Annotated in this window: 12 protein-coding genes; all 12 read left to right on the plus strand. The window is 43.9% G+C overall.

The genetic code is table 11. From position 1 onward, the window contains the following. Positions 1-107: 107 nt before the first annotated feature. The 12 genes from csrD to AB4375_RS06420 all read left to right on the plus strand — a co-directional run bounded on the left by csrD (position 108) and on the right by AB4375_RS06420 (position 12,858). Positions 108-2,123, plus strand: a complete 2,016-nt coding sequence (csrD, locus tag AB4375_RS06365; protein WP_017068722.1) for an RNase E specificity factor CsrD — start codon at positions 108-110, stop codon at positions 2,121-2,123. Between the two features lie 2 nt (positions 2,124-2,125). Continuing rightward, the gene (locus AB4375_RS06370; protein WP_017061344.1) at positions 2,126-3,568 is read left to right on the plus strand and encodes an MSHA biogenesis protein MshI; all 1,443 of its coding nucleotides are present in this window, start codon (positions 2,126-2,128) and stop codon (positions 3,566-3,568) included. Continuing rightward, positions 3,568-4,215: a type 4a pilus biogenesis protein PilO gene (gene pilO / locus AB4375_RS06375; protein WP_017061345.1), complete on the plus strand. Its 648-nt coding sequence runs from the start codon at positions 3,568-3,570 to the stop codon at positions 4,213-4,215. Before AB4375_RS06370 ends, pilO begins: the two co-directional genes overlap by 1 nt. Next, the gene (locus AB4375_RS06380; RefSeq protein ID WP_017061346.1) at positions 4,208-4,540 is read left to right on the plus strand and encodes a hypothetical protein; all 333 of its coding nucleotides are present in this window, start codon (positions 4,208-4,210) and stop codon (positions 4,538-4,540) included. The genes pilO and AB4375_RS06380 overlap by 8 nt, the downstream gene beginning before the upstream one ends. A 15-nt stretch (positions 4,541-4,555) precedes the next feature. Continuing rightward, positions 4,556-6,193, plus strand: coding sequence for a pilus (MSHA type) biogenesis protein MshL (mshL, locus tag AB4375_RS06385; RefSeq protein WP_017065932.1), 1,638 nt, complete (start codon positions 4,556-4,558; stop codon positions 6,191-6,193). Positions 6,194-6,246: 53 nt separating this feature from the next. After that, on the plus strand, positions 6,247-7,086 hold the full coding sequence (locus tag AB4375_RS06390; RefSeq protein ID WP_017061348.1) for an ExeA family protein: 840 nt from the start codon (positions 6,247-6,249) through the stop codon (positions 7,084-7,086). A gap of 2 nt (positions 7,087-7,088) precedes the next feature. Continuing rightward, entirely contained in the window at positions 7,089-8,264 is a 1,176-nt protein-coding gene (locus AB4375_RS06395) for a tetratricopeptide repeat protein (protein ID WP_372051211.1), read from the plus strand. Then, a complete protein-coding gene (locus AB4375_RS06400) occupies positions 8,254-9,978 on the plus strand; it encodes a GspE/PulE family protein (protein WP_372051212.1) in 1,725 nt (574 codons plus the stop codon). The genes AB4375_RS06395 and AB4375_RS06400 overlap by 11 nt, the downstream gene beginning before the upstream one ends. A 12-nt stretch (positions 9,979-9,990) precedes the next feature. Further along, complete coding sequence (locus tag AB4375_RS06405) at positions 9,991-11,214, plus strand: type II secretion system F family protein (protein WP_372051213.1); 1,224 nt, start codon at positions 9,991-9,993, stop codon at positions 11,212-11,214. 3 nt (positions 11,215-11,217) lie between these two features. Further along, a complete protein-coding gene (locus AB4375_RS06410) occupies positions 11,218-11,673 on the plus strand; it encodes an MSHA biogenesis protein MshF (RefSeq protein WP_372051214.1) in 456 nt (151 codons plus the stop codon). Between the two features lie 79 nt (positions 11,674-11,752). Further along, complete coding sequence (locus tag AB4375_RS06415) at positions 11,753-12,328, plus strand: prepilin-type N-terminal cleavage/methylation domain-containing protein (RefSeq protein ID WP_372051215.1); 576 nt, start codon at positions 11,753-11,755, stop codon at positions 12,326-12,328. Between the two features lie 35 nt (positions 12,329-12,363). Then, positions 12,364-12,858: a type II secretion system protein gene (locus AB4375_RS06420; protein ID WP_372051216.1), complete on the plus strand. Its 495-nt coding sequence runs from the start codon at positions 12,364-12,366 to the stop codon at positions 12,856-12,858. The last annotated feature ends 126 nt before the right edge of the window (positions 12,859-12,984 follow it).

A 12,984-nucleotide genomic window follows, 5' to 3' on the forward strand; every position in this document is an offset into this window, starting at 1 on the left:
ATCGCGGCTTTTTGTTACCTACAATTCTTAACGCTTTATTTACAACGTCAATTTATAGTATAAGTAGCAATACGGTATAATGTGAGTTGAAAAGGATTTCGTTATTCATGAGATATACCCCGACACTAAAATTGAGCACTCGATTGGTCGCATTTGTCACCGTGATAGTGATCAGCGCGATGTTCATTCTTTTTATTGGTGGCACACTTTCCTTTAAGCGTATTGGACAGGAATATTTAGACCATTATTTGGTTGGCATTGTCGACGTTGTAGATAAAGAGATGGAAGACCCTGACGCCGCGTATTCAATGCAGCGTTGGATGCCTAAGATGTTGCAGGCGAGCAATATTGTTGAGATGAAACTCTCGAACAAGACCGGCATCGTTTATCGTTTCAAAGATACCTCCCCACAAATTGATCCCAATCGTCTTTATGAGAAAAGCTTCATTTTAGAGCGTAATCAAGGCTACCGAATCGAATTTAAAGCACTTCCTCCTTATATTGGCTACAACTACTCAATGGAAGCGATGTGGTCAATTACTTTGGCTGTTGCATTGGTTCTGTTCTGTCTTGCTCGCGGTGTTCGTTGGTTGAAAGAACAACTCATGGGTTCTGAAATCTTGGAAGAGCGAGGAAGAATGATCTTGGCCGGTCAGGTTGAAGCTCATGCAAAGGGAGATGAGCGAGAGTGGCCTTATACCGCAAGCGAAGCCTTAGATGTATTGATTGAAGAGCTACAAGATGCTCGTCAAGAACGAAGTCGCTTTGATACCTTTATTCGTACCCATACTTTCCTAGATAAACTCACGGGAACGGCAAACCGAGTTTTATTCGATAATAAGCTGGAATCGGCACTGCATGAAAGTGGTGCTCGAGGCGGTGTGTTACTGATACGTATCGACGAATGGGAGCAAGTTAGTGATGCTAACGATAAGCAAACCACAGACGGCTTTATTATTGAAGTCGGTGAAGTACTGTCGAATATCGTTCAACGCTATCCCGATGTCATTTTTTCTCGCTATTACGAAGCGGACTTTGCTGTATTTATCCCTCATCAGGGCGCAAAAGATATTGCGACCTTGGCTGCTCAGTGTTTAAGGCAGTTAGATAAGCTAACTCCGCCAGAGCCTTTAGAGTCGGATAACTGGTGTCATATTGGTGTGACCATGTATACCGAAGGTGAGCGTCATAGCCAGATCATGGATGAAACGGAAACGGCACTAAAGAGTGCTCAGTTAGAGCGTATTAATAACTGGAGCCGTTACCCGAAAGAGAATAAGAATGAGCTTGATAGAGGCAGTGTTCGTTGGAGAACATTACTTGATAAAGCGCTGCTTCCTGAAAATTTAGTAATCTTTGCTCAGCGGTGTTATCTTATGCCGGAATCTGGTCAAGTTAATGAATTGCATAGAGAAATATTTACTAGAATTCAGGATCCTGACAAAGGTTTATTGAAATCGTCTCGATTTATGCCTGCGGTAGAGCAAGTGGGTTATCAAGCTCAAATGGACCAATCGGTTCTAAAGGTTGTGTTGAAATCGTTGAAAGAATCAACTCAACCTATCAACTATTCAGTGAATCTGAATGTTACCCCGTTTGCTAATAAACAGCACTTTAAGTGGTTTAGGAGTGAGTTGTTACAGCTCTCTGCTCAACACCGCTCTCAGCTTGCGTTTGAGTTTCCAGAAGGGCACTTGATTGCTCATCTTGATTATATGAGACCGGTGGCAAAGATGTTGCGAGGTTTAGGGTGTAAAGTTGTGGTTGGCCAAGCTGGGCGAACCATTGTTAGCACTCACTATATAAAGGATTTGAAGGTTAGTTATATTAAGCTTCATCGAAGCCTAATAAAGAAAATCGATCAAAGGCATGAGAACCAACTGTTTGTTCGAAGCTTAATTGGGGCGTGTGGTGATTCTCCAACTCAAGTTATTGCCGTTGGAGTCGAGACAAAACAAGAAAAGAATACCTTGATAGAGTTAGGCATTAACGGCTATCAAGGGAGATATTTCGACGAAGAACAACAAATTATCCCTTTGCCTAATCAAGCAGAAAAAGCCGCGAAAGCGGAATCTGTTGTCAAAGTTGGACGAAGAAATCGATGGCGTAAGAGTAGTAGTTAAGAATGAATTTTAAAGCGATTTTAGACAAAATAAAGCCAACGAATAATAAAGGTAGCTCGCAAGTTGTCTTGCTGGGCAATGACGCCATTTATATTTCATCGACAGAACAAGATCCTCAAGTAGCCAGCATTCCCGTGGTTAATGGGGACTGGGAGAGTGCGCTAAAAAAATCGCTTAGCAGTGAGGCGTTTACCAGTAATAGCGTCCAACTGATTGTCTGTGCTAACTACTACCAAACCTACCAAATTGATAAACCGGACATTCCAGAGAGTGAATGGTCGGTAGCACTGCCTTTTTTACTCAAAGATCTTGTTTCAGAAAGAGTCACGGAAATTACTGCGAGTGCGGTCGCGTTACCAACGTCGAACAAGCTGCAAGTATATGTCCTGCCTAAAAAGCTGTTGGACAAGCTTTTGAATATCACTAATTCGGCTCAGGTTGAATTAATAGGTGTTGCTCCTGAAGATGAAATCTGGGGTTACAGTGCAGGCGAACTGTCTAATTTCATTCTTTTACAACGTAGCGTCAATTCACACTTTAAATTGGGTGCGTTTGTCGAAAATACCGTTTGTTTTCAAAGAACCATCCGCAGTGTTGTGCCACCTTTAACGGGTGTTGCGTCAAGTGCTCTGCAGTTAGATGGCCTCGCTTTAGAGCTTCAACGCTCGATTGATTACCTTTCTTCTCAAATTAAAGGCACCCAGCTTCACCAGCTTAAAATCTGTTGTGACGAAGAAGATGAAGCAGAGTTACAAAGTGCCTTAAACAGTACATTGAGCTCGACAGTTTCACTGTTGGTTGAAGGTGAGCGTGATAATTCAGAGAGTTTGTTGCTTAAACTTGCAGCTGAAAAAGAGACGTTTAAGGTCAATCTTTACCCTGAACACCTTAAGCCTAAAAAAGAATATTTTACGCTGACCAATGTTGTTGCGAGCTGGGGAGTAATTTGTGTTTTGATGCTTGGTGGTTACTTCGCAATGCAGTATCAAGTTTCTAATCTAGATAAAGAGCTAACAGCCCTGCAACAAGACTCGAATCAACTTAACAAGCAAGTTAACCAATTGAATAGTAAGTTAACTCAGCATAAACCGTCTCCAGAGAAAGTCGCGGCGGTTGCGCGTCTCAAACGTGAGACTGAGGCTAAAAAAGAGGCTTTGAAGGCTGTTGGACAATACGACGAATCCCAACAAGTCGGGTATTCTGGCGTCATGAATTCCTTAGCTAAATTAGGCCGAAATGACATTTCTCTTTCGCACATCTACATGACCCACGATACTTTAGATCTTAGTGGCTTGGCTCGTAACGCAAATGTCGTTCCGAACTGGATTGGTCAGTTTAAAAGTGAGCTTAATTTAGTCGGACGCACTTTTGAAAAACTAAAAATTGGTCGCAATGATCAGGATGTGGTGACGTTTGAGCTAAGTACTCGCAGGGAGAGTAAATAATGCAGCAGTGGAACCAGCTGAGCGATAAGTTTCTTGCATTAAGTCAAAGAGAAAAATGGCTACTTTTTGTGTGTGGTTTTGTTGGCCTATCGATGTTGTTGTTCACCTTATTGGTTGAGCCTGCGTATCTCGATCTACAAGCTAAAAATGCCAAGGCGAGCAGCCTGACTCAATCGAATCAAAGGCAGCAAGGTGAGTTACTTGTTCTGCAAGCTCAGTTAAACAAAGACCCAGACAAAGAAATTAATCGAGAGTACAAAAAGCTGCTGGTGGAGAGCCAAGATCTCTCTCTTCAGCTTTCTCAGATTGTTGATGGATTAATCACACCTTCTCAAATGTCGCAGTTACTGGAGAGCGTTCTTAACGCCGGTAATGGACTAAAGCTTGAATCGCTAGAGTCATTAAAACCAGAAGCGATTTCGAACAATAAAGAGACCAGCGAATATTCAGGCTACTTTCTTCACCCTGTAAGAATGGAGCTAACCGGCAGTTACTTTGATATCTCAGCTTACCTTCAAGCACTTGAGTCTCTACCTGTGAGTTACTACTGGCGCACATTTGAATACTCAGTAGAAGAATATCCTAAAGCTCGACTGGTGTTCGAGGTTTACACATTAGGTACTAGACAGGAGTTTATCGGTGGTTAGAACTCTTTTGTTGTCCTTGCTATTTAGTAGCTCTTTTGTGTGGGCTGAGCAAGATCCCACGGCGCCATTAGGCTGGCTTTCACCTCAACAGAAAACGGCGCCTGCTAAGAAAGCACCAACTCGTTATCGCTTGCCTTCTTTAGAAAGCATCGTGTGTAAGGGAGATACGCCTTGCTATGCGATTATGAATGGTCAGATTCTCGGACAAGGGGAAACGATCAGAGGGTACCGAGTTAAGAACATAGATCCAGAATACGTCACTCTGCAGAGAAGCTCTAAGCAGTGGAAATTAGAGATGTTCTCTTTAGATGTTAAGAATAATTAAGGTTAGAGTGAAGACATGCGTAAACTTGTAGTAGCAATCCTAGTGTCATCTTTAGTCGGCTGTTCGATGGGGCATAGAGATCCTGTTGAGATTAAAGAGTCTTTAAACGAATCAATTAATGAAGCCAATAGCAGAGCGCTTCATGAGCTGCCTTCGTCGGTTCAAGATGACCTTATGCCTCAGCTTAATTCTGACTCGATGTCTCCGGGGATGGAAACGGTTAAGCGTTTTCGTATTCAGGCAAAAGGCGTTGAAGCGAGAACTTTTTTTGCCAGCTTAGTGAAAGGTACGGAATATAGTGCGGCTATTCACCCAAGTGTGTCTGGAAACCTTACGCTTAATCTAACGGACGTGACGTTAGATGAGGTACTGGCTGTTGCTCAAGATATGTATGGCTACGATATTGAAAAGCGTGGCAAAGTGATTCAAGTTTATCCTGCCGGTCTTCGCACCGTAACGATCCCTGTCGATTACTTACAAGTTAAGCGTTCTGGTCGCTCACTAACGACGATCACCACCGGCACGATATCTAACTCAGATTCGAATTCATCGAGCTCTTCAAACTCGAACTCAAACTCGTCAAATTCATCTAACTCTTCTAATTCATCAAACTCGACATCGAATGGTGGTACAGAGATTGAAACGACCTCTGAAAGTGATTTTTGGCCACAGCTTGAAGCGGCGGTTGCTCACTTAATTGGCTCGGGCGATGGGCAAAGCGTTGTCGTGACCCCGCAAGCGAGTGTGATTACAGTGCGTGCTTACCCTGACGAAATTCGTGAGGTTCGAGAGTTCTTAGGTATTTCTCAAAAACGCCTGCAGCGTCAAGTTATCCTAGAAGCCAAAATCATGGAAGTAACCTTGAGTGATGGTTACCAACAAGGTATTAGCTGGTCTAATTTATCTAAGTCGATTGGCAGCGGCGGTGTGGTAATTGATCGACCTGGTGGAACTTTGCCTCCATTAGATGCGATCAGCTCTTTGTTAGGCGGGCAAACCAACGTAACGATCTCAGATGGCAGTTTTGAAGCGGTATTGAGCTTTATGGATACTCAAGGTGACCTGAACGTTCTATCAAGCCCACGAGTCACAGCTGCAAACAACCAGAAAGCGGTTATCAAAGTGGGTACTGACGAATACTACGTGACGGATTTATCTAGCGCGGTAGGCAGTGGTGACAACGCGAACGTCGCACCTGAGGTTGAGTTAACTCCGTTCTTTTCGGGTATCTCCTTAGATGTGACCCCTCAGATAGATGATAAAGGTAGCGTATTCTTACATGTTCACCCAGCCGTTATTGAGGTCGAGGAAGAAGTGAAAGAGCTCAACCTTGGTTCTACAACGGGTGTGGTGCAGCTTCCTTTGGCGAAAAGCTCTATTCGTGAGTCTGACTCAGTGATTCGAGCTCGAGATGGCGATGTGGTTGTTATTGGTGGTTTGATGAAATCCAACACCAGTGATGTGACCTCTAAAGTTCCATTCCTCGGTGATATTCCAGCCTTAGGTCATTTGTTCCGTAATACCAATCAGTTAACGCAAAAAACTGAGCTCGTGATCTTGCTTAAGCCAACGATCGTGGGTGTGAATACTTGGCAAAATGAGTTGGAGCGTTCACGTGATCTTCTTCAGCAGTGGTTCCCTGATGAAGAGTAATTGCTTACTTTCTCAATATAGAGTGGCAGTGTCTCACTAAGCTAGGTCGTCGTATGTATCAAGCTCACTTTGGTTTTGAACAACTGCCATTTACCTTAACGCCGAATACCGATTTCTTCTATGGTTTAGCGCCTCATTTCGAAGCGATTCAGACGGTAATCTCGGCGTTGGAAATGGGCGAGGGCGTGATTAAGGTGACCGGAGAGGTAGGCACTGGAAAAACCATGGTTTGCCGGATGTTGGTCAATCACCTACATGACTGTACAGCTCTGATCTACTTACCAAACCCTGTGTTATCAGGGGCAGACTTGCGCCAGGCGGTTGCAACAGAGCTTGGTTTAGCTGTCGATAATGAAGCAACCTTGGTTGATAACATTCAGCATAAGCTCATTGAATTGCACAATTCTGGTTTAAGAGTGGTGGCTATTCTTGATGAAGCTCAGGCTCTATCGGATGAAGCGCTCGAAACATTAAGGTTGTTTGGTAACCTTGAAACGGAAGATAAAAAACTGCTGCAGATTGTTCTATTAGGTCAGCCAGAATTGGATGCTCGATTAGAGGCTTATCACCTAAGGCAGTTTCGCCAAAGAATCACATTTAGTTCGACACTGAGACCGCTGAATCTCGATGAAACGGTGGCTTATATTGATAATCGAATCGCTAAATCTGGTGGCAGTCCTGAGTTATTCAGCTTGAATCAAAAAAAGGCGATCTGTCGTTCGTCGTTAGGTATCCCTAGATTGATAAACCAACTTTGCCATAAGGCTCTATTGCTTTCGTTCAGTGAAGATAAGAAAAGTATCGACAACCAACATCTTTTTTCAGCTATGCATGAAACGTACGATGTGTGTAAGCCTAAATTTAAAACGCCAATACTGTGGGGTTGGAATTAATTATGAGCGTCATTAACAACGCCTTGTCTGAATTGGCAAAGAAAAAATCAGCGACTTCGATTGAAGCGGCAGTCGTACCTAAAGTAAAAACGCGTTCCCCCCTAGTTTGGGTTGTTGCGGGTTTTACTTTGAGTTTAGCGATGGGCGGCTGGGCGATATCGCAAGGCCCTGTGATTGATCAGTCTATTGTTGAGCAGTCAATCTCAACTCGAGATTTACAGGTTCAAGTCTCTGTCGTTGATGATTCAAATGGCATTCAGGAAGTTGCTCAACCTATCTCATCGCCAACTAAGAAATTGGTGACACTAGACTCTGCGATCCTTTCAACAGAAAACACTGCGATGGCAAAAAGCGCTCAATCTAAGCCTAGTGTTTCCGAATCAGTTGTTATGTCTGCCCCAAAAGCGACAAAACAACAAACACCGGCTAAACCTCTAAGCACGCCTAAAACGATTAGGACTGACATCCCCCAACCAGTTTACGTTGCTAGTGTGGCCAAAAAAGATCCTGCGTCTATCTCTAATGAGCCTGTAGCCTCTGGTGATTCAGAAAATAGCGGAATGTTGATCGAGCAGGTTGAGTTAACTCCGGAACAGCTATCTGTGAATGCACAAGGTCGAGCTCAGAAAGCGCTTGATGCGAACGATCTTACTGGTGCGTTGAAGGGCTACACTGAAGCTCTACGCTACACGCCACGAAATGAAGATGTCCGTCAGAAACTTGCGATTCTCTATTTTGGTAAAGGCGATACTCGCAAAGCCTATGAGCTTTATCAGTCTGGTATCAAGCTCAACATCAACAGTGAAAAACTGCGTTTAGGGTTATCAAAACTGCTGGTAAAAGCGAATCAATCAGAAGCGGCTTTAAGTCCGTTAATACATTTACCACCGAACCCTACCCAAAATTATTTGGCGATGCGTGCGGCCTTGAGTCAAAAGAGTCAGCAAGAAGAAGTGGCATTGGAAAGTTACCAAAAGTTGGTTGAGGTCGATTCAGATAATGCTCGCTGGTGGTTAGGCTTAGCGATTCAGCAAGAACGTCAACTCGATTTCACAGCTGCTAAAGCGTCATACCAAGGTGCGTTAACCAGAGTCGGTATCTCATCTCAATCACAAAGCTTTGTGCGTGACCGGTTAAAAATACTCAATGCTTTAGAGGAGAGCGGCGATGCAAATTAGATTAAGAAAAAGACTTGGTGATTTGCTTGTCGAAGAAGGCATTATCACTGAGGCTCAAGTTGAACAAGCACTGGCCGCTCAGAAAAGTACCGGCCGTAAGCTGGGTGACGCTCTAATTGAGCTTGGCTTCTTGTCAGAACAACAAATGCTGAGCTTTTTGTCGCAGCAGTTAGAGATTCCTCTTATTGATTTAAGCCGAGCTGTTGTCGATGTTGAAGCGGTACAGCTTTTGCCCGAAGTACATGCTCGTCGCCTTCGTGCATTGGTTATTGGACGCCAAGGTGACACTTTGCGTGTTGCAATGAGCGACCCAGCCGATCTGTTTGCCCAAGAGTCTTTGCTTGGTCAGCTCGGCGATTACGCGCTGGAATTCGTTGTTGCTCAAGAGAGGCAATTGGTTGATGGCTTCGATCGCTATTATCGAAGAACCAAAGAGATTGCCTCGTTTGCAGAGCAACTTCACGCTGAACACCAAGTTAATGATGCCTTTGATTTCGATATCGCTGAAGAAGACAGTGATGAAGTTACCGTCGTTAAGCTGATCAACTCGCTATTTGAAGATGCTATTCAGGTTGGCGCTTCGGATATTCATATCGAGCCAGATTCAAACGTATTGCGTCTTCGTCAGCGTATTGATGGTGTGCTGCATGAAACATTGCTGAATGAGGTGAATATTGCTTCGGCACTTGTACTGCGCTTGAAGCTGATGGCAAACCTCGATATCTCAGAGAAACGTCTTCCTCAAGATGGTCGCTTTAATATCCGAGCTAAAGGTCAGTCGGTTGATATTCGTATGTCGACCATGCCAGTACAGCACGGTGAATCAGTGGTTATGCGTCTTCTTAACCAGTCAGCAGGCCTACGTAAACTAGAAGAGTCGGGCATACCGAGTGATCTGTTGGTTCGTCTGCGTCAACAATTGCGCCGTCCACATGGCATGATTTTGGTTACCGGACCAACCGGCTCAGGTAAAACAACAACCTTATACGGCGCGTTAAGTGAGTTAAACGAACCGGGTAAAAAGATCATTACTGCGGAAGACCCGGTGGAATACCGCCTACCTCGTGTGAATCAAGTTCAGGTAAACCCTAAGATCAATCTCGATTTCTCTACTATCTTGAGAACCTTTCTACGTCAGGATCCCGATATTATTCTTATCGGTGAGATGCGTGACCACGAAACCGTTGAGATAGGCTTGAGAGCTGCACTGACCGGCCACTTAGTATTAAGTACGTTACATACCAATGATGCGGTAGACAGCGCGTTGCGTATGATGGATATGGGTGCTCCGGGTTACTTGGTCGCGAGCGCTGTTCGAGCAGTAGTCGCACAGCGATTAGTTCGTAAAGTGTGTACAGATTGTAAGGTTGAGGATGAGTTAGATGAACCTCGCAAGCAATGGCTGAGCGTCCGTTTCCCTAACCAAGTAGGTGTGCCGTTTATGAAAGGCCGTGGTTGCCAGAACTGTAACTTAACGGGTTACCGCGGGCGAATTGGTGTATTTGAAATGTTGGAGCTAGAGCAAAACATGATGGATGCACTGAGAGCTAATGATGCGGTAGGTTTTGCTCAAAAGGCGAGACAGTCTGAAAACTATAAACCGTTATTGGCTTCTGCGATGGAATTGGCTTTGCAAGGTGTCGTGAGTCTTGATGAGATAATGCATCTTGGCGAAGGTGATGCGTCCGGTGCCACTGACCCAATTTATCTGTAGGGGTAGAATGATATGCCAACGTATCGTTATGTAGGTCGCAGCTCTGATGGTAGTCAAGTAAGTGGGCAATTAGACGCGAATAACGAAGATCTTGCTGCTGAAAGCTTGATGAGTAAAGGGATCATTCCAACCTCTATCAAACTGGGCAAAAGTGGTGGTTCAGTCTTAGATATGGATGTATCGAGTCTGTTCTTTCCGAGTGTACCGTTAGAGGTGTTGGTTCTGTTTTGTCGACAGTTATACAGCCTAACCAAGGCGGGTGTACCACTATTAAGGTCGATGAAAGGCCTGACCCAAAACTGTGAAAACAAGCAGTTGAAAGCGGCCTTAGAAGACGTGGTTGCTGAGTTAACCAATGGTCGTGGATTATCAGCATCAATGCAGATGCATCCTAAGGTGTTCAGTCCGCTGTTTGTCTCTATGATAGGGGTTGGTGAGAATACCGGTCGTCTAGACCAATCTTTGCTGCAATTGGCTGGATACTATGAGCAAGAAGTAGAGACTCGCAAACGAATTAAGACTGCGATGCGTTACCCAACATTCGTGATCAGTTTTATCTTGATTGCAATGTTCATTCTTAACATCAAGGTTATTCCACAGTTCTCAAGCATGTTTGCGCGCTTTGGTGTCGACTTGCCGCTGCCTACTCGTATCTTGATTGGTATGTCTGAGTTCTTTGTGAATTACTGGGGCTTAATGCTTGGAGTGATCTTTGGTCTTATCTTCGCTTTTAAAGCTTGGGTGAAGACAGACAAAGGCTTGGAAAAGTGGGATCGATTACGCTTAAAAATGCCGGTCATTGGCGGGGTAGTGAATCGAGCACTGTTGTCACGCTTCTCGCGTACTTTTGCTTTGATGCTTAAAGCGGGTGTTCCACTGAACCAGTCGCTAGCGCTTTCGGCGGAAGCTTTAGATAACCGTTTTCTAGAGTTGCGAGTTCAAGCCATGAAATCGGCCATAGAAGCCGGTAGTACGGTTTCGTCGACCGCGATTAACAGCGAAATTTTCACACCGCTCGTGATACAAATGATCTCCGTCGGTGAAGAGACGGGTCGTATTGATGAGCTATTACTTGAAGTGGCTGATTTTTATGACCGCGAAGTCGATTACGATCTGAAAACCTTAACCGCCAGAATTGAACCCATTTTGTTAACCATCGTTGCAGGCATGGTGCTGATTTTGGCGCTAGGTATCTTCTTGCCGATGTGGGGAATGTTGGATGCGATCAAAGGCTAGGGAATGCTAAATAACCTACAACGCTCACGTTTTGTTATTTGGACAGTGGTTATTCTTTTTCTTATTGTCGGTGTGCTTTCGGCATTCAAAACGGTAGAAGAAGAAGCGACTAACACGGCATTTATCGTCGCGAGCAAGCGGATTTTAGAGCAAGCCAATTTGTTCAAACAGCAGTATTTGTTATCGGGTGCTGGGCAAGAAGAAGGCTCGGAACCCCCAAAGATCTACAGCAGAACTGGGTGGGTAATGCCTATCCAAGGTACGGAGCGAGACTGTAATTATTGGCTGGATCAATTATATCCTCAAGGGAGCATTTTAGGGCTAAGCTCTCCAAGTGTTGAAGATAAAAGTGATAACATACAGTTTCACTGTAGTTATCATTATTCTGATAAATATCAGGTAGACATATTACTTGAAAGCGAAAGGTTTAGTGTAAAAGCCAATATTTTGGCTTTGTGAGAATATTGACACTGTTTTTATGGTTTTATACGTGTGCAAATGTATAATGCGCGTTAGTAATTAGATGAGTAGGTAGAAAATGCTTAAAAATCAAAAGGGTTTCTCCCTTGTCGAATTAGTCATCGTAATTGTTGTCGTTGGTTTATTGGCAGTGGCGGCTTTACCCCGCTTCTTAGATGTGACAGATGAGGCTAAAAAATCCAGTATTGAAGGCGTGGCTGGTGGTTTTGCAACCGCAGTATTATCAGCAAGAGCACAGTGGGAAGCAGAGGCTAGGCCATCAGAGAAGATAGGTGTTGAAACATACAATACTGTAAACTATGATGGTGTTGATTTTTGGTTAACAAGATCAAAAAACAGTAACAACGTCGAGACCGACTTTCGTGATGGCTATCCGTGGACTCTGAACAATAATTCGAGCACTGCTCCACAAGATATTTCAGATGAAACATGTTCTGAGTTGATGGAAAACTTGCTGCAAAACCCACCTAAAGTTGGTGCGGTTTCAGATATCGCTAATGACTCAAATTACAAATATTCAGCGCAAGCGAATTCAGGTGATGCAACCTGTACTTACGTTCAATTAGAAGGTAGTACAGAACATGAATTTGTTTACGAAATGAAAACTGGTCGTGTGACCGTAACTTTGCAGTAAGTCTGCGTAAAATTAAACATAGAGAGAGCTTAACTATGAAAAGACAAGGCGGTTTCACCCTAATCGAACTAGTGGTTGTAATTGTTATTCTAGGTATTCTTGCTGTAACTGCGGCACCACGTTTCCTAAACCTTCAAGATGATGCGAAAAACTCGACACTACAAGGCTTACGTGGTGCGATTTCTGGTGCAATGGGAATTTCTTATGGTAAGGCTGCAATTGAAGGTATTGAAGCTCAGCAATATGTTGCGGCAAGTGCAGCAGATACGACTATCGATGATATTGCTCATTCTTTCGGTTACCCTATTGCAACTTCGGCTGGTATTGGATCTACGATTGATCAATCTGGTGAGTTTGTAGAATTAAGCGCTACAGGTACTGTAGGTACTGATGCTACGTTGGTATATGGTATTCAAAATTTCACGGGAAGCTGTGTAAGATACTCAGAAGCTACGGCTGCCGATGCTCCTGCTACAGTTGCTATTGTGGTTCCTGGTGAAGATAACGAACCAAATACTGCGTGTGACTAATTAGTATTCATTGTTTTAGGCCAGCTCCTGCTGGCCTTTTTTCTATCTAAAACTCATAAATATCAAAACTATTCATATACATAAGATCACTACATTCGTTATCTTGTATAATTAGTATTCGCTTGG

The organism is Vibrio sp. 10N.261.51.C6, from assembly GCF_041471785.1.
Taxonomy (GTDB): Bacteria; Pseudomonadota; Gammaproteobacteria; order Enterobacterales; family Vibrionaceae; genus Vibrio; species Vibrio crassostreae_C.